The organism is Gammaproteobacteria bacterium (assembly GCA_029882975.1).
Classification (GTDB): Bacteria; Pseudomonadota; Gammaproteobacteria; order SZUA-152; family SZUA-152; genus JAJDNG01.
In genome coordinates this window covers 33,195-55,361 of sequence record JAOUJW010000033.1, presented here as the reverse complement: position 1 = coordinate 55,361, position 22,167 = coordinate 33,195, and the positions used below count along the sequence as shown (strand labels likewise).

The following is a 22,167-nucleotide window of genomic DNA, read 5'->3' as shown; positions in this document are numbered from 1 at the left end:
GTTTTCACTTTTAGCCGAAGTGATTAACGATGTAAGATTTGTAGATGGAGTAAAGAAACAAACAGTTAAACGTCAAAGGAGCGCTGCCTGATCATGGTCGCGTACACCAGATTTGACTATAACTCTTTTTCTACTCAGGTAATATTTCAACTTTATCAAATTCTACGATTTGATCTGTAGTAAGTTGAGCATGCCCACCTTTTCCGTACTCCGGGTATGAATTTGTAATGGGCTCTAACTCTGGTCCTTGACTACCTCAAATTTCACACTACCACACTATCGTCAAACTCCCCCACATTCAATTCTTCAATTTCTCCGTTACCCCAGTTCTCTGGATAAATTCCCAAATCCACACAGCGATGAAAGCTGGAGTGTGGCCAGTCCCTCACACGGGCCACGTGACCGTGTTTTACGGGATTATAATGCAAATAATCCATGTGCTTTTCATAATCCCGGTCATCACGGATGAAATGCTCCCAATAGCGGCGTAGCCATATTCCGCGTTCGCCTCGGGTTTGCCTTGTGGTATTCAGCCGTTCGGTTTTCGGTAGGGATTTGACGAAGTGGGTTTTGATTAATCGCCAACGTGTAGCGTAATCCTGGTCGCCTTCAGGTAGGGTCCAAATACAATGCATGTGATCCGGTAAGACTACCCAACCATCGATGTGAAACGGTAATTTCGTTTTGACCTTTTTTACGGCGGTTCGTAAAGAATCGATATGATCCACCAACAAGCGATTAGGATAGCGTTGCAATAAATTGACGGTAAAGAAATAGCAACCGCCGGGATGTTGGGTGCGGCGGTAGTTGGGCATGGGAGTTTTAGTTAATTATGTGGTGTATTGAAGTCTGCTTGGCGGAATACGCAAAAAACGCTATTCCGCCCTACGTCTTACGATTTCATTTTTTTACATAGGAATTGAAACATACTTCGCACACTACATTTAAATCCAATACCCATTTCGGATAATCATCAGGCAAAGGTAACACGTCAATTAGCTCTAAACCGTTCGATTCCGCATAAGACTTTGACAAATAGAATGTATCGACCACCTCTCCTTCAAATTCATAATTCACAATGTGCGTACTACAAGTTTCTTTACAGCGTATAGATTGTTCAATATCTGGAGATACTTGAACACCGCCTTGATCACCATGTTCCTGACAGTGAATCATCATTTTGCAGAACTTCCTTTTAAAATTCTAAATAAATGCTTGGACTGCGCCGACCCCTGAGGCGCAGGAGTTTCAAGACCACCAGCATCTAACACATCACAAACATGTGAAACACAACTGTTATCTATTTTGTCATATGCACCTAAGTTTCCTTGATCCATAAGTTCCTTCTGTTTGGCTATGGCACTTTGCGCATCTGGTATGTCTATTGTAGCAGAAGACTTAATTGGCTTTGATGGAGGTCGCACATCCGCGTCCACAATTTGGGTCGTACTACGATCTGCCGATGTTATTACCTGATGAGTTTTCTGCTGCGATGATGAACTATTTATCTCAACACTAAAGTGACCACCTTCATGAAAATTTACTGTAGCGGTTCCCTGCGTACCACAATCCTTCGAACTCAACCCCAACGGATCCACCCACCCCGTAGGGTTTGGCGCATACTCGTAGTTGTTGGTGCCGCCCAGTAAACCAATGGGGTCGACGGAGGTAAAACGCCCAATGACCGGGTGGTAGTAGCGATTACGGTTATAGTGTAGCCCAGTTTCCGTGTCGTAGTACTGGCCTTGGAAGCGGATGGGGTTTTCTATGGCTTCCACTTCGTATTGTACGACACTGCCGTAGGCTTTGTAGCGGGCTTCCCATACCACCTCTCCCACGCCATCGGTGACTAGCTGGGGTGTGCCCAGGTGATCGGTGTGATAGTGGTAGATTTGACCGTCTCGGACTTGAGCCAAGGGCACGTAGCTGTTGGGTTCGTGCAAATAGGTGATGTTCAAATTATTGCGTTTTTCCGCCAGGATGACATCGCCGCTCCACAGGAAAGTGGTTTCGCCAAACGCGTCTTGCTTTTTGACCCGGCGTCCGAAGGGGTCGTAGCAATAGTTGAATTCCTGCCCGTCTTTTTCCACCCGTGTCAATTGGTTCTGGTGGTTGTAGTGAAACCGGGTTTCTTTCTTGCCTTTCTTCTGGCTGATGAGATTGCCGACGTCGTCGTATTCGAAACGGTAGTCTTGAAATACCTGCAGCCGGTTGCCTTTGACGAACCCGGCGGATTGACCGCCGGCTTTGGCCTGCGCCACTTGATCGAAATCCAAAATATTCCCGGCTGGGTCAAAGGCAAAACGTTCCTGGGTTAGGCCTTGTACGGCTTGCAAACGATCCAGCGCGTCGTAGTGGAACTTAGTTACACCGTGTTTAAAGTCGTCGATGAATTTCAGATTACCGGCTTTATTGTAACGGTAACTGCGTTCCAGAATAGGATGATGGTCTTTTGCTTGAGTGCTTTGCTTAATAAGCCGACCCATGGGATCGTAATCAAAATGACTTTTTAGTTCACCGCTTTCACGAACAATAGCCCGTCCCTGTTGGTCGCGTTGGACCTGGGTGACGGTTTCACCGTTGTAGTTAACTTGGGTGTATAAGCCTAATTCGTTGTACTGGAACTGGATGCGTTCGTCGCCGGGTAATTGAGTCTCGATTTTTTGCCCGATGTCGTTATAGCCATGACGGATACAATCTCCGTTTTGCCATTCCTCGATTAAACGACCGACGGCATCGTATTTAAAACTGAGTTTGGAATGGTGGTTTTCCGCGGCACTTAAGCGGCCCAAGTTGTCGTATTGAAAGCGACTGACTTCCTGGTCGGACGATTGTTTTTGCAACAAACGGCCATTGTTATCGCGTTTAAACTGGGTGATTCGATGGGCGCCATCTGCGTGTTGCAGCAAGTGTCCGGCAGCGTTGTAGCTGTACTCTTGTACCCGACCGTCGAAACCCACTTCCTTTATGAGGCGTTCGTTCTTGTCGTAGTGCAGCTCATAGCGATCATTGTTTTCATTGATGAGTGCGGTCAGGTTGCGCTCGGCATCGTACTCGTACATAAAGCGCCGACCGTTGGCATCAATGCGTTCCACCGGTTGACTTAGACCGTCATAGCGGTATTGGGTGGTACGGCCCAGCGCGTCGATATGATGGGTCAAATGGCCACCGGGCGTGTATTGCAGTTGAATGTTGCTGTTGTCCGGGTTAAACACCTGAGTGATGTTGCCATTGCCATCGTAAAAATACAGGGTTTGTTTACCCTGGCTGTCGGTGACTTTGCTTACCTGGCCGCGAGCATCATATTGATACTCCGTACGATTGCCGGCGGCATCGGTTTGAGCAATAAGCTCATGCTTCTTGTTCCATTCGTATTGCCGACTACGACCGCCGGCATCGGTGACCTGGATCAGGTTGCCTCGTTTGTCGTATTTGTATTGGGTGGTGGCGCCGTTAGGATCGATAGTGGCGCTAAGACGGCCCTTGCTGTCGTATTTGCGCTGCCATTTATTACCTTGGGCATCGATTAAAGCAACCGGACGACCGCCCAGATTGTAGATGATGGACGTTTCATCACCGTTGCTGTTGACTACCTTACTGACTTGGCCGTTTTTGTTGTAATGCGTCTGTGTGGCATTGCCCAAGGCATCGGTGGTTTCCGTAACCTGGCCTGTGTCATTGTAGTGAAATACTTTGACACCACCTTCCGGATCGATTTCCTTGGTGATGTACCCCATGGCATTGTAGTGGAACTCAAGGGTATTGCCGCGGCCATCGGTGCTGTGGGTAATTTTGTTTTTAATGTCGTATTCAAAGCGGTAATCGTAGGTACCGTTATCACCCCAGTTGTGTAAACACTTGCCGAAGTTGTCGTACTGGTCCCATTCAAAATAAAAACTAAATCCGTCCCGCGTGGTACGTCGGGTGATGATGTGATTTTTATAAGCAAAGGTTTCTTTGTTACCGTTGCCGTCAGCCACGGCAATTAAATCGCCATCATTGCTGTAACTGTATTGCACCAGAGGGGCGCCCTGCTTTTCACCCTTCTCGTCCAGAAGGTACACCGCCTTCACATGATTGGTGATGTTGTAATCCAGTTTCAGCTGTCGACCGCTGCTATCGGTCATTCGTATCAGTCTACCGCTGTCGCTGTAGTGGTATTGAATGGCGTGGCTGTCGTTATTAGCGAGTTTTTGCAGCCGTTTTACCGTTTTTGGCCCAGTGAACCAAAACACTTGACCGCTATCGTCGACAATGCGGTATTGTTGGTCCGAATCGCGGTAGAGTGTGAGTTTTTCCGTAATGTTGCGGCAACCATCACCCACCTTGGGTTTGGTGAACGAAATATGACGACCTTGATAATCTTTGTAATCGACTTTATCGGATTCTATTTTTAAGCGCGCGCGCCAAGGTCCCATCCATCCGGCGCCGATGCCGGTATTTTGGGAGTTACTGCTGCGGTACGTGCGCTGCCAAACCAGGGGGATTGGTCCCGGCAATACAAAGTCCACTTGTTCCAGCAACTCTTCACCGGTGACCATGCTGATGGGCTCACCCTGACATTTTGGATTGGCTGGTGTGCATTGCTTGGTTTCAGTTGTGCCGGGGTCTTTATTACTGCTACTGGCCTCTGTGGCGTCCTTAGTTTCTGCAGGCCTGGCCGGTTCCGGACTGGTTTCCGGTTTTCTGTGTATTTGAGAAGGCGTTTGGGGTGTGCCGCCACCACTGGCGACTTTACTTTCGTATTTACCACCCAGCTTAGGGTTGATGAATTCGTCCACTTCCCCTTTAATTTGTTTGAGTTGACGCAAAGCGGCATCGGGCAACACGTCGGACATTTTATAAACTTTGTCCAAAACACTGTTGAGGTTGGTAAACAGTTCGCGCAGAGCGGATGCCCATTGGGGATCCAGCTTGGCGATGTACACGGCTTTGCGTACCGATTGCACGTAACGGGGTAACTTAGCGGTTTTTGCCAGGTCGCCCACCAGAGGTACTATGCTAATGGCGCTGATTGCCGCGCCCCAAAAATCGCCACGAGCCAGAGAAATGAGTGCGTTAGTCCCGTCAGAAGCCGGTGTCGGGTCGATAATACCCGTGAGATCCAGAACCAGCTGGCTAATATCCAGTACCACTTCAGTTTTTAGCTCTTGCAACGCGTCATCACGAGGCCCCGGGTCTTGAGCCATCGTACCGGTGGTCATAGGAGTTTGTGCCGCATCATCTCCAGTGGTGGGATCCATGCCGACAGTTCCGGGAGTTCTTCCGTTGATCGGATGCATTGGTGTTACCTGTTGTTTTTGTAGCTGTATTTGATTGTGCTCATAGATTGTTCACACTACCCTCTGCTTAAAAAATTCAGCCTGCTGCGATCTTCCATGGCCTTTGACATAATGCCACCCACAGTAACAACCTGGAATTTTACGTCAGTGGCTGAGGCAGACAAGGGGGGTGGTAATATTCACGTTTTTTGGATGGTGGGACGGGGTAAATTGAGCGTTTGCTCATGAACAGGATTCGGCGATAAGCGATAAATTTTCAAAATCAAATGTACTAATGACCGCCGCGTCGGATATGGCTTGAATTCTGAGTGTAACCGTCATGCCTGCATAGGTGTTGTTAAACGGTTCCGTGAACTCTATCCAACCACCCGTATCTATCGGGCTGTTCATTACAATATTATCGCTCGAACTGGCCTCGAGAAATCCTATTATCAGTTGATCACCGGACACACCTTCTTCTGACTGGAATCGTCTAAATCCGGTAAGGTACAAATTGCTTGTACTAGTGGGGATTGTCACCGTCTGTTGAATATAGTGTGGATTCAGCACGTTAATACCGTTTACGCCGAGTAATCGAGCATATTTCGAATCTGGATCATCTACTCCCCCATATTCCCAGCCTGGCACTTTTGGATCCAATTGATTCCAACTATCGACACGTCCACCAGACTGTATCCACGCACTGATCAGATTTTGAAATCGACCATCCAGTAAAATGTCTTCCCTGGCACAAGACAAGTCCACCACATCTTCAGTGCACCCCTGCAACAGAGCCATTGTGAGCGCTAGTGTTGTGATGGTTTTTTTCATTGCGGGGTCCCCTCTTGCGGATTTGCTTGATGCTTATTATTGGGGAACGTCTGATTATTTCCCGGACGAGCAGAGGTTCCTAAACGCCGATGATACGGGATAGGCAGGTTGCTAAGCAACCGGGGGTATACTTAGCCTCTCTCAGTTTGATTAAAATTAATACAGATGTTGACTGTTTGGGTTTGGCTTCCGCGGCGCTATACTCATACATTGAGGGGTGTTGGAGGGTGTTGGAGGTTGTTGGGGCTCGTTGTAAGATGTTGCAGGGCTTAGATCCCTCAATTACTTGTGTAGGAAAGGGTTTTCTTTTTCAGTGCAAAATGTCTTACAATAAAACCTTGTTTCAGACTGAATATAATCAAAATATATAATTCATTGTTTTTATTAATTTATTTGTGCGATTCAGGTTTGCGCACTTTGGAATTGTAGCCATCTTATGAGATACGGGATAATTTCTGCATTTTTCTTAAGCATGTTGAGCCTGATGATATTATTCTCCGGCTCCACGCTAAGTGCGCCGGCAACAGGCGCTTTTGTGCCGGATGCGGTGGTGGATCTGAGCTTTGACCCACAGCAAAACAGAAAAAAACCGGTCACCCAACCCGAAACACCCGGTAACCCGAGCACCTCTATTGAGTCGTATATCCCGGATATGGATCCCTGCTTGCGCACGGCCTATGGCGAAACCTTGTACCGGGACACGGACCTGGATTTTGCCGAAGTGGATATCGAGGAAGAGTACAAACTGGCACGCATGGCTTTTTTATTCGGCCGCTATGAATACGCTTATAAAATCTGGGAACCACTGGCATATGAGGGCAATGCCAAAGCCCAAGCCACCCTGGGATGGATGTTTCATTCGGGCAAAGGGGTACGCCAGAATTTAAAGCGCGCTTTTAACTGGTATCGTTTGGCTGCGCAACAAAATCATATTGTGGCGCAAAACAATATGGGAGTGTTTTACGAAAAAGGTATTTCGGTGAGCAAAAATTACCGCAAGGCGGCCAAATGGTATCGTGAAGCGGCTGAGTTGGGTTACCCCTATGCACAATACAATCTGGGCGTTTTGTATCACAAGGGCCGGGGTGTAAAAAAGGACCGTAATGAAGCGATTTTCTGGCTGCAAATTGCGTCTTTGCAAGGGGTCAAAGCGGCGCGAACCCTGTTGGAAGATTGGGGAAATTTACCTAAGAAACACAAAGGCAAGGTCAATCCGGTAGTGCGTTTTCATGCATCCAAACGCCACTACGAGCTGAACCAACAGGTAAAAGAAGGACAAAACAAAGACAGTAAAACCACGGACGGCGATAATATTAAGACTGCGAATAAAGACAAGAAACGCCCGAAAAAGCAGAGTCCGAAGCAACAACCCGTGACCAAAGCGAGCACGTCGCAAAAAACCACATCGAAGCAGGCATCTGACAAAAAACGCAGCAGCCAACAACCTCACCCAAAACAGGAACAAACTGAAAGAACACCAACCCGGTTGGCCGGAAGTGACAGCCGCAATCCACACACCAAACCCATGCCACCCCAGCATAAGAAGATAGCGAGCGCACCTACGAAACCTGCATACTCCTTGGTACGCGATTCCAATTGGGTCATGCAACAAAACCCCAATCACTATACCCTGCAATTGGCCGGCAGTACGGATCTGCGAGCGTTGCTGACCATTGCCGGCAAAGTGTCCACGCCTTCCAAACTGGCTTATTACAGTGTGTATTCCCGTCAAACCAATCAAGAGTGGTTTAATTTATTGTATGGCAGGTTCCGCGATGAAAAATCGGCGAGTATGCAGTTGAAGGAACTGGACCCTGAGTTAAAGCGATACAAACCCTGGATTACGCAGTTTTCTACGATTCAAAAACGATTGCGAAAATAAGATATGCGCTTGAGATAGGTTGTTTATTTGTCTTGTTATTTATCGTTAAGATATTTGTTTTTCTGTTGTCGACAGGCCGCCAACAATTCGTCCCACAACACCTTCGTTGCTTCCGAATCAGTGTCTCTTTTCAGTTCATCGAGCATACTGGGCAGTTGACCCAATTCGATCACTCCTTCCGGAATGCCCTTGGGAAAACTGCAATTACCGGTAAACAGCACCCGGCCAATGACTTCCGTGTTTCTGGTCAATTCCTGAACCGATTGCACATAGTGGCTGTTTTTTAACAAAGGATTTTCGAATTTATAACTGCGATTGTTGAGTACTTGAGCCCATTCTTCAATTTTGTCGGCGCCGAAAATATAGCCCTCAAAAGAATGTAAGCCTAACACCACGATTCTTCCCGGTAACAGCACCAGATAGTCGATAAAATGGTAGCCGTACAGTCCATCGGAGACCACAATGTCCTTAGCATAGTCCTCGCTGTTTTCCTTGATGGTTTTCTCTACCTGCTTTTCCAGGGAAGGATGAGCCAGTTTATAAATCCACCAGAAAATCAACCCTACCAGCAACGCGGCAGCGACCCCCAGGCCTATCATCTGCATTGGATCAAATTCAATTAATTGGTTCATGTGTTTAAAAAGTAAAGTTGTTAAAAGTTATGTCGAGAAGTAAGTAGTTGTTCTATTTGGATCTATAATTTTTCTACTACTGTTGTAAGTGGTTTTGTAACCTGAGTCGCAGTTTGCCACATAAGTTTTTGTTATTAAAGGTTTAAAAACATCAGTTTTTGGATATTTTACACACTGAACCGAGACTACCCGTAACAAACCGGATCTGGACATGATAGCCATAACCCAATTACTGCTGGTTGCCGCTGTGATTATCGCCTTGCGCTTAGTGTCTGAGATCCTCCAGAGCATACCTGCGTTACCTCCGTCCAATCAGGTTCCTGTATTTGTCGCTGATACCGTCCACGTTGCAGGAATAAACCCGCCACAAATTAATCAGTTAAAGTCGTTGCTAAGCGCACAAGACTGTACAAGTCTAACCCAGTTTTTACTCTTTACCAGGCCACGGTTGTTAGAAATCGAAAAATATGTGGACGAGGTCGTTATTAAGCGGATGCGGGATTATCAACTGGCTTTGCAACGAGGTCAAACCCGAAAGCAAGATCATTTGTTCTTACCCGAACAACCGGAGCTGTTTGACTTTTCGGAACTCACTATGAAGGACTTGGAACATTTGTGCACCTACGCACCACACTGGAGCACTCCATTCAATCTGGCTGTCTTCGATGTCTTTGGTGGCATTCGTCGGTTCTTGGACAATTACCGCATTTACCGCAATCTGTACACAGGCAAACCCAATACGGTACTGGTGCCAAAGAATAATGAAATCCGGCCCCATCTTGAATGGTTGGCTAAAAACTTCATCGTACTACAAGGCCAGCGGATTCCTCTGGAACATCGCCTGCGGGTCCTGAATCTGTCCCAACTAAATAATATGGCTAGGGAACTAAAACAAAACCTTAGCTTTCAAAATGAACAGCAAGCCATAGAGCACTTATCCAAAGTACCGGGCGCCGCCATCCTGCTGGCTATGATCTATACTATCAACGACATGTTTTATATCGACCCGCAACGCTTGGATGTTCCTATGATAGATACCATGATCGCTGCTTACTCCGCCTGCGCTAAACTGTTGTGCACCGCATCGCAGAAAAGCCGGAAAAAAGTGGCATAAATGACATCCGTAGCAAAAACGGCAACTTTCCCTCTTGCACATTGAATTCGTTCAAATAAACTCCATATTTAAGAAATTGAACAGGGTTCTAACTTCACACAAACCAGCAACAAAAATGAGTCATTAATGGAAAATCAAACAGCCTTAAAACCTGCAGATACCCACCCCGCCTTTCAATGGCGCCGTAGTGAAACCATCGCATCACTGAATGTCACCGTGGAAGAATATGAACACAAGCAAACCGGCGCCCGGCATTATCATGTTGCTGCTGATAATTCTGAAAACGTATTTCTGGTGGGGTTAAAAACCGTACCCACAGACTCCACCGGGGTCGCTCATATCCTGGAACACACGGCATTATGCGGTAGCAAGAACTACCCGGTACGCGATCCCTTTTTTATGATGATTCGTCGTTCTTTAAACACCTTCATGAACGCTTTCACCAGCAGCGATTGGACCGCCTACCCCTTCGCCAGTCAAAATCGCAAGGATTATTACAATTTACTCGATGTTTACCTGGATGCGGTGTTTTTCTCAAACCTGCACGAACTGGATTTTGCCCAGGAAGGTCATCGCGTAGAATTTGCAGAACCGGAAAACCCTCAATCCGATCTGGTATACAAAGGCGTGGTGTTTAATGAAATGAAAGGCGCCATGGGTTCCCCGGTGAGTCTATTGTGGCAAAACCTGACCAAACATTTGTTCCCAAGCGTAACCTACCATTACAACAGCGGTGGTGATCCAGCGGATATTCCCAATCTGAGTTATGCAGAACTGAAAGCCTTTTATCAGACCCATTACCACCCTTCCAATGCCGTGTTTCTGACCTTTGGTGACATTCCTGCGGTGGAGCTGCAACAACGCTTTGAGGACCGGGTTCTGTCCCAGTTCCAGCGTTCCGACAAAACCATAGAAGTCCCTTTAGAAAAACGTTATTCCGCGCCCATTACCGTGGAAGAAACCTATCAAGCGGATGATAACGACCCTCAACCCAATAAAACCCATGTGGTCACAGGCTGGCTGTTGGGAGAAAGTATTGACTTAAAATCCAAACTCAAAGCCCAGATTCTCTCCGGAATATTGATGGATAACAGCGCTTCCCCCCTGCTAAAAGCTTTGGAAACCAGTCCGCTGGGCTCGGCTCCCTCACCCTTGTGTGGCGTGGAAGACTCCAACCGGGAAATGACCTTTATGTGTGGGCTGGAAGGAGCAAAAACCGAGGATGCAGCTGCCATAGAAGCCATGATTTTGGACGTTTTGGAACAAGTGGCTCTGGACGGCGTACCGCAAGAGCAACTGGAGTCGGTGTTACACCAATTAGAGCTGGAACAGCGGGAAATCACGGGCGGCAGCTACCCTTACGGGCTGCAAATCATTCTGGATGCCCTGCCAACGGCCATCCATAATGGCGACCCGGTCGCGTCCTTAAACTTGGACCCGGTCCTGGAGCAGTTGCACCAGGATATTAAACAAGCCAATTATGCTCAAAATCTAGTCAAAGATATGCTGCTGAACAACCCGCATCGGGTTCGACTCAGCATGATCCCCGATCCCAAACACGATGAGCGGGCTCAGCAAGAGGAACGAAACAAATTAGCGCAGCTCAAGTCCTCTTTGAGTGAGACCCATGTGAAAAAAATCCTGCAACAAACCCAGGACTTGCTGGCGCGCCAGGCACAAACGGAAGATGCAGACATATTACCCAAGGTAGAGCTGAGTGATATCCCCGCCAGCATGCACATTGCCCAGGGCAGCCAAGTGGCCGACTTGCCCTTTCCGGTTCACTATTACCCTCAACCCACCAATGGCTTGGTGTACCAACAAGCCGTTATTCCTCTTCCCAATCTGGATGAAGAACTGTTGGAAATACTGCCCTATTACAGTTATTGCCTTACGGAATTGGGTTGTGGCGATATGGATTATTTACAAACCCAGGCCTTGCAGGCACGAGTCTCCGGGGGCATCAGTGCTTTCAGCAACATTAGAAGCCATGTGGATAACGTACAGGAAACCTCCGGTTATTTTTTTGTTTCCGGTAAAGCTTTAAGCAGTAACAATCCTGCCTTTTCCCAGTTGCTTTATGACACACTGGAAAACGCCCGTTTTGACGAACTGGGTAGAGTCCGTGAACTCATTTCCCAACTACGGGCCAGCCGCGAACAGGGGGTTATGCGTAACGGGCACGGTTTGGCTATGTCAGCCGCCACCAGTGGCCTGTGCGCGGCCTCAGCCCTTAAGCATCGCCTCAGTGGTGTGGCATCAATACAGCACATCAAATCTTTGGACGAAAGCTTGAAACAAGACAACGCCTTGCAAGCCTTTGCTGCCAAACTGGAAGCACTGCATCAACGCATTAAATCCAGTTCCCTGCAATTCCTGCTGGTGGGAGAAACCGAACAGGAAGCCACCATGCTCAAAACCTTAAACGCTTTGTGGCAAGACGATGCAATACGCTATGGCCACAAGCAGGGCAGTCTGTTGCAACTGGCACCTGTAGAAGAAAAAGTAAAGCAAGCCTGGCTCACCAATGCTCCCGTGAGTTTTTGTGCCAAAGCCTATAAAACCGTCACCATGAGTCATGCTGACGCACCGGCTCTGGCAGTACTGGCCGGTTTTCTGCGTAACGGCTATTTACATCGCTCCATTCGCGAACAAGGCGGTGCCTATGGCGGTGGTGCGAGTTTTCTTGCGGAGAACGCAGCGTTTAGATTTTACTCTTATCGAGACCCGCGACTCGAGGAAACCTTGGACGATTTCGATCGTTCCATCGAATGGCTACTCAAGGAAAAACATCAACAGCAACCCCTGGAAGAGGCCATTTTGGGGGTTATCAGTGGAATCGACAAACCCAGCTCCCCAGCCGGTGAAGCCAAGGATGCCTTTACCAATCTCTTATTTGGTCGCACTGCGGAACAACGTCAGGCCTATCGCTCCAAGATCCTGGACGTCACCATCGCTGATCTACAGCGAGTGGGCCAAACCTATTTTGATCCTCAAACAGCCAGCGTAGCGGTGATTTCCAATCACTCTAACGCAGAGGTGTTGGAGAGGATGGGGTTGGAGAAGCATTTGATTTGATGCCGTATCGGTTATTTGAACAATTTCGGTTCGGTTATCGGATAGTTATGTTCTTTTTACCAACAGGGGCGTCGGGTCCCGCCTCGGCAGGCCGGGGCACGGAAAGCTGAACCGTTTCGAATCAAGCCGGCTCAAGCTGGGGCAATAGCGACTCGCCATAGGCTTGCAGTTCATCCAGCAAGGCCGCCTTGCCGGGATGTTGCCGGCGTAAATCGCGCAAAATTTCTTGGTAACGTAGAACAGTCATAGCGTTTGCCGATGCTCGAGTCAATTTTTCGTAGCAGTGTTCCTGCCATTGTTGTTTTTCATCTTCGTTTAGGCTTTCATAGAAATTTCTGGCGCGATAGCGAAACAACATCTCCGGTAAGCGACGGTCATCAAACACGCAATCCAATTCCGCCAGTTGTTTCGGAGTACTGCGACGGATGCTCTGCATTTTGCGCCTGTCGGCATCATTGAAAAAACCATTGTACAAACCGTGATCCGGATCGGCATCCGGTGCAAACCCATTTTCCCGGTACACCTGCTGTAACTTGTGCCGCATTTTCGATGACAAGCCCTGACCGGCCAACAGGCGTTCCCGATTTTGTGCACACTTTTGTTTATCCAGGCCCACCCGCCGGCTTGCGGCTTCGTCCAATACCGACAGAGGTACCACAATAGGACTCTTATTTATATGAACCAACTTCAGCGGAATGCGCGCCAAACCCGCTGCTTCCAATTCCGAAGCGGGTGTGTAGAGCCGTTGCTTAATTTCAGCAGCGCTCAACTGAAACAACGGCTCCGGGTCTTCACTCAGATCGTAGACCACCACGGCGTTCTTGTTGACGGGATGGGGCACCAAGGGTAAAACCAGAGCGGTGCATTTGCGTGAACTGGAATACATGGCGGAAACATGAACCACCGGCTTCGCTTGCACGGTATTGAGTAACTTCCCCAGGGCTTGCTTGGATCGGTTGGCAAAGACAAAATCAAACAATCGGGGTTGTTTATCTCGTATCAGCCTAGCCATGGCAATGGTGGCATAAACATCCGACATAGCATCATGAGCCGCTTCATGCTTAATGTGGTTAACCCGTGTGAGATCCTCAAGCTTGAAACTGGGACTGCCATCGTCGTGCGTGGGCCAATTTATCCCATCCGGTCGTAAGGCCCAGGTCAAACGTACCATATCGATAATATCCCAGCGCGAATTGCCGTTTTGCCACTCCCGAGCATAAGGATCGAGAAAATTGCGATACAAGGTATAGCGTACAAACTCGTCGTCAAAGCGAATATTGTTATACCCCACCACGCAGCTGTTGGGTCTGGCAAATTGCTCATTTATGCGTTCAATAAATTCGCTTTCTATCATCCCCAGGCCATTGGCCTTCTGCGGAGTTATGCCGGTGATGAGACAGGAATTGGGGTCAGGTAAACAGTCATCCGAGGCACGGCAATACATGACCAAAGGATCGTCCACAATGTTAAGATCCAGGTCGGTTCGCAGTCCGGCGAATTGGGCAATTCGATACTCCCGAGGATCGATGCCGAAAGTTTCCAGATCATACCAATACAATGTGTTCGGCGTAGTGATAAGCGCCCCCCTCTAATTCGCGAATTTTGTGTTGTTATTGTCGCGTTCTTGGTTTTTTGTTGGTGTTACTTGCCGCTCTGGTCAATAAATTAACCGGGATTGCAGCTATTTTGTGCCTCATGAGGCGAATTTGCCCAAAATACTCCTGCAACTCTCTTTATGCAATGCTTTATTCCAGGCATAATACAGGGAACCCATGCCCCGGTTCCAATATGCCGATGTGGTGAAAAAAATGGTTTATAAAATACTCAGTTACGCACTATTACTATCAGTGCTGGGGGGATGCGCCAAAGACCCGACAGAATTCCGTACGGAAATCGAAAGTCTGGGTTTTGAATTCAGTGCCAGCAGCTTTATCGAACGGGCCCGTTTGGGTGAGTCCAATTTGTTGACCTTGTACCTAAATGCCAACATTTCTGTGGACGAACGCAACAAAGACGGCTGGAACGCGCTATTGGCGGCTGCTCAAGGTGGCCATGCCACAGTGGTTCGAGAATTGCTGCAACACGGTGCCAAAGGCGATGTGCAACTTCCCGACGGCACCAGCGCCCTGTTGCTGGCGGTTCGAAACGGCGACCTTTCCAGCGTAAAGTCGCTGATAGCCGCCGGTGCGGACATTAATGCCCCTGATAAAAACGGTTGGACACCGCTAATGATCGCAGCCAATAAAGGTGAAGAATCATTAATGCGGTTGATTTTTAATGCCAACCCCAATGTCAATCATACGGATAAGAGCGGTTATAGCGCTTTGATGCATGCAGCAGCAAAAAACCGCACTATGGCACTGCAACTGTTACTGGAACAAGGTGCCGATCAAAATCTCAAAGATAAGCAGAACCATATGTCTGCGCTCATGCTGGCCTGCCTCAAAGGTTATGAAAAAGCCACTCTGGTAATGTTGCAACACGGCAAGGTGGATTTAAAAGCCCGTGATCTAAAGTACAACATGAGCCCGTTGATGTTGGCGGCCAATGCCGGACTGGCAAAAACAGTAAGCGCCATTCTGGACCGAGGCGCTGATGTCAATGAACAAACCAAGGAAGGGATTACCGCTTTGCATCTCGCATCCATTAAAGGACACGTGGAAGTGGTACACACACTGCTCAATAGCGGCGCCAACTCCAAGCTGGAAACCAGCAAGGGGGTCACCCCCCTACAAACCGCATTGCAGGAAAATCACCGGGCTGTTGTCGCCATCATTACCAACGCCAGCACTCACTAAGGACCACCTGATTAACAATGAATGGCATCTATGCTAACAGTACCGCTTATTGTTTCCTTGCCCATGTTGGCAAGGAGCGTGAGCACGGAGCGGAAGTTTTAAAAAACTCGGAAATATGTCGGGTATTCCCTTCGTTTTCCCCAAAGGGATATGGGGAAAGAGCAACTACAGGGAAGCCGACGCTTTTCGCTTCGCGCTTATCAAATCTGTTACCATATCGGCTCATCCAAGGATTAATCAACGGTTCCCAACTTTAAAAGCGGTTAGCTTGTGTTTCGTCAAAAAGAAAAAAACGTTTTTCGTGAACAGAAAAAAAGCAAAATGCTACCGCTGTTCGTTTTGCTTCTGGCCGGGTTGGTAGTGTTTGTCCCCTACTACATCGGACAGGTCATTGAATCTGTCTACCGGGAACAAAAACAACTGGTCACCAATACGTTTAATATAAAAATACTCAACGAGCACTACGAAAAACATTGGTTTTACTCCGTCGGTGAGCTACAAACCCACCTGCCCTTTGAACCGGTCACAGCAACCATGCAACACCGCATCACCCATAAGCCCATTGTTCTTGACCCGGATGTACCCTGGTTACCCAAACTGGAATACGCCACGATAAATACCATTTTCTCTCTGCAACATCCGGACTACACACAAAACGGTGGCAACTCCATCAACATCCGCACAGGCGTGCCCGACCGTCACTACGCGCGTAGCAGCGTTGAGCGTCAATCCCTGTTTTTAAACGGCACAGATGGTAAACCCATGTTCAGTGTCGATGATTTAGTGGCCAATGTTTTATTGTTACATGAAGACAATCAAATCACCGGTGGTTTAACCAGCTCATCGCTTATGTGGAAAGATACTCGGCTATCCGCCTTGTTTCATAATGTCAGCTTGGGCTTTAACTTCTTATCCAGCGGCGATAGTCTTCTCACCGAAGGAGACCTGTCTTACTCCAGCGACAGCGCCAGAATCACACTGGGTAACACGGCACTCACCATCAATAATATTTGGGGGTATTACATTTCCATACTGGACAATAAAAGCGTCAATATTAAAAAGCATATTGAATTTAGAGAACTCAATAACGGCTTTTTGGTTATCGGCCCCGGCTCAATGGAAGTGCAATTGGATAAGATTAACAGCAAGGCGGTAGGTTCCATACCCAACATTGTATCGTTGTTCCTGGAGCTAAAATCTCAAGCTGATAAGAAAACCCGTAATAAAACCATCGAACAACTTAGAACGGTGCTGAACGAGTTAATACCGGAACAAGCTACTCTGCGAATCAGCAATCTCAACATCGCCATGCCGGGCGGCTCCATAACCGGTGATTTGACCCTGGCGCTGCCGGCATTAAACAACACCGACTTCAACCAGTGGCTGAACTCCGTTACTCTGGATGCCAATCTGTCCATGCCAATCGAGGAAATTCACAAATATGTGGCCGCCGCAAGCGATTTCAGCGGCGACGAAATCCAGGAATTTATGGACGATTATGTGGCCGATGGCTTTGTGGTGCGTAACCAGGACAAGTATTTGGCCTTGGCGCGATTACGCAACAATCAACTCAGTTTTAATGGCAAGCCCTACAGTTTTCCGAAACTCATGGCACCTTAAAGGAATTTCATTTAAGTATTTGTTATAATTAACCTTTTCCATATAACCCAGGAGAATTTGCAAACCACTCAGTAAAAGGTTTAAGCTGGAAAACACTAAAACTTCTATAATACCTGCCGATAGATGCTAGAGCAGCATCAACAATTGTGTGCAAACTTTGTTAAACCAACCGTTTAAAGCCGCCATGAAAAACCATCACTTAATTACCACAATCGTTTTACTGGCTTTATCCACGCCCGTCTTAGCCGGTAACATCGTCAAGTGTGTGAACCCTAAAACGGGTAAAATCACTTTTACAGACAAACCCTGTAATGCAAAGCAGAAAACCGAACGAATAAGACTTACGAAAGAACCCTTGGCCAGCGAAAAACAAGAACGCCACTATGCGGTTGCGGAGATTAACAATCTCACCAAACAAGCTGACAAGCAGTGTTCTGACCAATATGTAGACCGATTTCGAAGTGAAAATCCCAAATTGCGGGTCAAACCCGCGGTTGAGTTTCCTTCCATTTTGGAGCGCAGCATTAACCGTGATGCGGTTCACATCATTCTGGAAGGCACCGCCAAATACACCGAAGCGGATAAATTGATCAATACCGATTTAAAATGCACGGCATCCAAACGCAGCGGTGATTCCGACTGGCAGATTGTACTCAAAAATACCGCTCAGTTTGCCACCGCGATTGTGAAAAAGAAAACCGACAAAGCGAAAATTTCGGAGAAAGACGCCAAGGAACTGGGTAGTCTTTGGAAATAAAATCATGATATTGAACCTGGGCTGAACCGGCCCAGGTGAACCCTAGGCACATATAACCTGCCACATCCTCTCCAAACGTTTATAGGATACAGGCATTGAAGTTTTCAGCGGTTGCGCAAACACAGAAACCCTCATTTCCTCCAAGACCCATCGATACTCCATGAGCGCTGAACTCACCCCCCCCTGCTCGTACTGTTGATTATATAACTCCACAAAATCGTGCCAATAGGGTAAAAACGTCTCTAAGCGTTGTCCATCGTGATCCGGGTTCTGCTGCAATTTACCCAATCGCAGCGTCAATCCCTGCAAAAACCTAGGTAGTTGCAATAACCAGCGATAAGGTGTTTCCACAACAAAACCGGTATAGATGAGCCAGTCCAACTGATCAGACATATCCTCCACTGATGGTTGTGGTGCCTTGATCGAGTCTAGCCGGGTGCGGATTTGTTGGTGAGCATCCAAAGCCTGCTGCAAAACCGTAGCCAATTCGTTGGCACCGGCTTGTAAACCCTCGTTGGTAAAATGAGACTGACGCCTGAACTGCTCTTTGGTCCTTATATCCTTGCCATCCTCAAACAACAAATGTTTTACAATCGCCTGGCAAATATCGCTGCGCAACGCCTCACAGGAATCCAGAGTTGCGTATTGCATACACAATTGACTCAAGCGGGGAATATTACGACTTAAGTATTTCATGGAGGATCTGTTTTCAAGCAAATACAAACGGTACACCCCTTGAGGGTGCTGCTCATTTGCCTGTGATGCATCGCTGAAATTCTTTATAATGACGCTGTCGGCCCTATCCACAAGTGCAGGATATACACTGACATCGTTACCTTGCACCTGAAGGCAGGTTTCCTTAGGTAGATCACCAAAATCCCAGGTGACCACCTGTTCCGGCTCCTTTGCGGATTGATCCACGGTATCGATGATGGCTTGAGTGTGATCGGATAACCGGGATTTTATTTGGCTTAAATCTCTGCCCCGCGCCAACTCGCGGCCTTGTCTATCCAACACTTGAAAATTCATCAGGTATTGCTGTGGTAACTTCTCTGCTTGCCAGTCACCCTGCTCTATCTTAATAGCGGTCATTCGTAGCAATTCCCGGCTGAGATAAGACAACAACGGTTCTCCCGCATTCACCTTACCTTGCAAACAAGCATCAGCAAACTGCGGTGCCGGCACAAACGATTTGCGCAAGGACTTGGGTAGACCCTTGATCAGATGTACCACTTTGTCCTTTATCAAACCGGGAACCAACCACTCAAATGGTACCGGGTTCAATTGGTCCAGTACCGGAGCTGGTATAAGCGCGGTAACGCCGTCATTCTCATCACCGGGTGAAAAACAATACTGCAATTCCAATTTTACCTGGGCGTTTATTTGCAGTGTTTTGGGAAATTGGTCCTGTTGTGCAAAAATCGAGTTTTCCTGGATCAGCAACTGACGAGTGTAAAACAAGGATTGGTTTTTTGCCGCGGAAGATTGCTTGTACCATTTCTTGAAATTAGACGCATTATTCACAAACTCGGGAATGCGTTCAGCAAAAAAACTTTCCAGAACGGCTTTATCCACCAATATATCACGACGGCGAATCTTGGCTTCTTCCTGTTCTATTTCGTCCATCAGAGCCGTATTATGTTGGATAAAATCGAATTTGGCATTCCAATCCCCTTGCACCAATGCATGCCGTATAAACAACTCGCGGCAAGTATGAGCGTCGATTGCGCTATAGTTAATTCGCTTAGCGGAATAAATGGGCAAACCGTACAGTGTGGCACTCTCCAAGGCCACCACGTGTCCCGAGTTTTTTTCCCAATGAATATCCGAATGAGTCTTTTTTAATAAATGACCGCCAACTGACTCCAGCCACTGAGGTTCAATTTTCGCAACGTTTCTAGCGTATAGTTTGCTGGTTTCCACAATCTCCGCTGCCATCAGCCATTTGGGTGTCTTTCTGCTTAAAGCCGAAGCCGGATGCACATAAAAAGTGATATTGCGTTGACCACTGTAAGCATAGGTCTCCGATTTCATGCCTACACTACCTAAGAAACCGCTGAGTATGGCACGATGTATCTGAGCATAGTTTCCCGGCTCCTGATTCAAACGCCAGCCCATTTGGGTCACATTTTGCTTCAATTGTCGATGCAGGTCCTGCCATTCCTTTACCCGCAAATAAGACAAATAGTGTTGCTGGCAAAACTTGCGAAATTTATTGTTGGATAAGTGTTGTTTCTGCTCCTGTAACTCCTGCCACACATTGGTATAGAACAAAAAATCCGAAGCCGGATCGTAAAACCTTTCATGAGCCTGATCCGCAGCATTTTGTTTTTCCGCCGGACGATCTCTGGGATCCTGACAACTCAATGCGCTGACGATGATCAAAACCTCTCGCAGGCACTGCTCGAACTTTGCCGCTAATAACACGCGTCCCAATTTGGGATCAATGGGTAGCTGCACCAGCTTACGGCCCAACTCCGTAATTGTTCTGGCGGCATCGACGGCCTGCAGTTCCCACAAAAGTTTGTAACCGTCATTGATAAAACGACCATCCGGCCCCTCAATAAAAGGAAATTCATCCACTTTTCCCAATTTGAGGTTTTCCATTTGCAGAATTACCGCAGCTAAATTGGTACGCCGAATTTCCGGTTCGGTAAATTCCGGACGTTGAGCAAAGTCCTCTTCCGAGTACAGGCGGATACAAACACCGTCCATCACGCGACCGCAACGCCCTTTGCGTTGATTGGCACTGGACTGAGAAATCCGTTCCACGGGCAAGCGCTGTACCTTACTTCGGTAACTGTAGCGACTAATACGGGCATAACCGGGGTCTACCACATATTTTATACCCGGCACCGTTAATGAGGTTTCTGCCACATTGGTGGCCAAGACAATGCGATGACGACTTCCCGGCTGAAACACCCGATTTTGCTCACTGACTGACAAGCGGGAATACAATGGCAGAATTTCCGTATGTGCCGGATGATGTTTACGTAAGGCTTCCGCGGCGTCCCGGATTTCCCGTTCACCGCTGAGAAACACCAGGGTATGGCCTGAGCCATAAGTACTGCTAAGTTCATCGACCGCATCAAGGATACCTTGGTATTGATCTTTTTCCTGGGGCTCTTTTTCCGCATCCAGGCTCACCAGGGGGCGGTAGAGCACGTCCACCGGGTAAGTACGACCACTGACCTCGATCACAGGAGCATCGTGATAAAACCGGGAAAATCGATCCGTGTCGATAGTGGCTGAGGTGATGATAACTTTTAAATCCGGACGCTTAGGTAGAATGAGCTTGAGATAGCCCAATAGAAAATCAATGTTTAAACTGCGTTCATGGGCTTCATCAATGATAATGGTATCGTAGCTATTCAAATATCGATCATTTTGTATTTCCGCCAACAAAATCCCGTCTGTCATCAGTTTAACGTAGGTTGACTCAGATACATGGTCCGAAAACCGTACTTTAAACCCGACATAGTGACTGATTTCCGAGTTGAGTTCCGCTGCGATGCGCGCAGCCACCGTTCGAGCAGCAATGCGCCGGGGTTGGGTATGTCCGATAAGTGCAGCGGTACCACGCCCTAACTCCAGACAGTATTTGGGGATTTGGGTGGTCTTACCGGAACCGGTTTCACCGGCGACGATGACCACCTGATTCCGTTCTATGGCGCTCTTGATCAGTTCTCTTTTTGCATTTATGGGCAGTTCTTCGGCATAGTTCGGTTTGGGCAAGCCGGTGCGACGTTGTTGCAGCATTTGTTGAGAAGCATTGATGTCTCGCTCCAACCGCTGCAACAACTCCGGTCGGATTTTGGAACAATCAAACCGTTGAATACGCCTGGCCAAAGGGTATCGATCCCGCAACATGCACTGTGGTAGCGTCTGTTGCCACAATTTGAGTTGATTCCGACACCGGGAATGCGCCCCCTTGGTACTTTCGGCTCGTTCAGGCTTTTTCACGCTTTCAACACGCTTAGGTGGTTCACCGTCAGCGTCTTTCTTTTCGCCGGAGAATTCAGACATAGGCTCAATCCGTGGAATTGTTCACAAAGAAGATAACGGTAAAACCGCTGTAGTCATTAACTGCTGTAGTTGTTAACGGCTGTATATTGATATTGATCTGTTGCACTTACAATTCACGCTGCAGCTGCTACATTATTTTTATGATAACTGATTCAGGGAGAAACATAA

At 47.7% G+C, this 22,167-nt stretch carries 12 protein-coding genes; 6 read left to right on the top strand and 6 right to left on the bottom strand.

Annotated elements, in window-relative coordinates:
- Nucleotides 1–263 precede the first annotated feature (263 nt).
- The 3 genes from OEY58_19040 to OEY58_19030 all read right to left on the bottom strand — a co-directional run bounded on the left by OEY58_19040 (nucleotide 264) and on the right by OEY58_19030 (nucleotide 6,092).
- Complete coding sequence (locus OEY58_19040; protein ID MDH5327553.1) at nucleotides 264–815, bottom strand: transposase; 552 nt, start codon at nucleotides 813–815, stop codon at nucleotides 264–266.
- A 360-nt stretch (nucleotides 816–1,175) separates the two neighbouring features.
- Complete coding sequence (locus tag OEY58_19035; protein ID MDH5327552.1) at nucleotides 1,176–5,282, bottom strand: DUF6531 domain-containing protein; 4,107 nt, start codon at nucleotides 5,280–5,282, stop codon at nucleotides 1,176–1,178.
- A 222-nt stretch (nucleotides 5,283–5,504) separates the two neighbouring features.
- Nucleotides 5,505–6,092, bottom strand: a complete 588-nt coding sequence (locus OEY58_19030) for a hypothetical protein (protein ID MDH5327551.1) — start codon at nucleotides 6,090–6,092, stop codon at nucleotides 5,505–5,507.
- A gap of 436 nt (nucleotides 6,093–6,528) precedes the next feature.
- Between OEY58_19030 and OEY58_19025 the strand changes: the two genes are divergently transcribed.
- Complete coding sequence (locus OEY58_19025) at nucleotides 6,529–7,974, top strand: hypothetical protein (GenBank protein ID MDH5327550.1); 1,446 nt, start codon at nucleotides 6,529–6,531, stop codon at nucleotides 7,972–7,974.
- A 35-nt stretch (nucleotides 7,975–8,009) separates the two neighbouring features.
- On the opposite strand, the gene OEY58_19020 is transcribed toward OEY58_19025, so the two are convergent.
- Nucleotides 8,010–8,606, bottom strand: a complete 597-nt coding sequence (locus tag OEY58_19020) for an NERD domain-containing protein (protein ID MDH5327549.1) — start codon at nucleotides 8,604–8,606, stop codon at nucleotides 8,010–8,012.
- A 211-nt stretch (nucleotides 8,607–8,817) separates the two neighbouring features.
- Between OEY58_19020 and OEY58_19015 the strand changes: the two genes are divergently transcribed.
- Together OEY58_19015 and OEY58_19010 are read left to right on the top strand one after the other, a co-directional pair.
- Nucleotides 8,818–9,720, top strand: a complete 903-nt coding sequence (locus OEY58_19015; protein ID MDH5327548.1) for a hypothetical protein — start codon at nucleotides 8,818–8,820, stop codon at nucleotides 9,718–9,720.
- Between the two features lie 126 nt (nucleotides 9,721–9,846).
- Nucleotides 9,847–12,798: an insulinase family protein gene (locus tag OEY58_19010; GenBank protein MDH5327547.1), complete on the top strand. Its 2,952-nt coding sequence runs from the start codon at nucleotides 9,847–9,849 to the stop codon at nucleotides 12,796–12,798.
- Between the two features lie 121 nt (nucleotides 12,799–12,919).
- Here the strand turns inward: OEY58_19010 and sbcB are convergent, their stop codons facing one another.
- Entirely contained in the window at nucleotides 12,920–14,356 is a 1,437-nt protein-coding gene (gene sbcB / locus OEY58_19005) for an exodeoxyribonuclease I (protein ID MDH5327546.1), read from the bottom strand.
- A 214-nt stretch (nucleotides 14,357–14,570) separates the two neighbouring features.
- Here sbcB and OEY58_19000 point away from each other — a divergent pair, with 214 nt between their 5' ends.
- The 3 genes from OEY58_19000 to OEY58_18990 all read left to right on the top strand — a co-directional run bounded on the left by OEY58_19000 (nucleotide 14,571) and on the right by OEY58_18990 (nucleotide 17,973).
- Entirely contained in the window at nucleotides 14,571–15,596 is a 1,026-nt protein-coding gene (locus tag OEY58_19000; GenBank protein ID MDH5327545.1) for an ankyrin repeat domain-containing protein, read from the top strand.
- 270 nt (nucleotides 15,597–15,866) lie between these two features.
- Complete coding sequence (locus OEY58_18995) at nucleotides 15,867–17,216, top strand: YdgA family protein (GenBank protein ID MDH5327544.1); 1,350 nt, start codon at nucleotides 15,867–15,869, stop codon at nucleotides 17,214–17,216.
- A 148-nt stretch (nucleotides 17,217–17,364) separates the two neighbouring features.
- The gene (locus OEY58_18990) at nucleotides 17,365–17,973 is read left to right on the top strand and encodes a DUF4124 domain-containing protein (protein ID MDH5327543.1); all 609 of its coding nucleotides are present in this window, start codon (nucleotides 17,365–17,367) and stop codon (nucleotides 17,971–17,973) included.
- A gap of 42 nt (nucleotides 17,974–18,015) precedes the next feature.
- Here OEY58_18990 and hrpA read toward each other — a convergent pair whose 3' ends face one another.
- Entirely contained in the window at nucleotides 18,016–21,999 is a 3,984-nt protein-coding gene (gene hrpA / locus OEY58_18985; protein ID MDH5327542.1) for an ATP-dependent RNA helicase HrpA, read from the bottom strand.
- Nucleotides 22,000–22,167: the final 168 nt, after the last annotated feature.

Bases quoted from the DNA above. Each gene is read 5' to 3' on its own strand.
- OEY58_19040 (MDH5327553.1), bottom strand. From the start codon at position 815: ATGCCCAACTACCGCCGCACCCAACATCCCGGCGGTTGCTATTTCTTT.
- OEY58_19035 (MDH5327552.1), bottom strand. From the start codon at position 5,282: ATGCATCCGATCAACGGAAGAACTCCCGGAACTGTCGGCATGGATCCC.
- OEY58_19030 (MDH5327551.1), bottom strand. From the start codon at position 6,092: ATGAAAAAAACCATCACAACACTAGCGCTCACAATGGCTCTGTTGCAG.
- OEY58_19025 (MDH5327550.1), top strand. From the start codon at position 6,529: ATGAGATACGGGATAATTTCTGCATTTTTCTTAAGCATGTTGAGCCTG.
- OEY58_19020 (MDH5327549.1), bottom strand. From the start codon at position 8,606: ATGAACCAATTAATTGAATTTGATCCAATGCAGATGATAGGCCTGGGG.
- OEY58_19015 (MDH5327548.1), top strand. From the start codon at position 8,818: ATGATAGCCATAACCCAATTACTGCTGGTTGCCGCTGTGATTATCGCC.
- OEY58_19010 (MDH5327547.1), top strand. From the start codon at position 9,847: ATGGAAAATCAAACAGCCTTAAAACCTGCAGATACCCACCCCGCCTTT.
- OEY58_19000 (MDH5327545.1), top strand. From the start codon at position 14,571: ATGCCCCGGTTCCAATATGCCGATGTGGTGAAAAAAATGGTTTATAAA.
- hrpA (MDH5327542.1), bottom strand. From the start codon at position 21,999: ATGTCTGAATTCTCCGGCGAAAAGAAAGACGCTGACGGTGAACCACCT.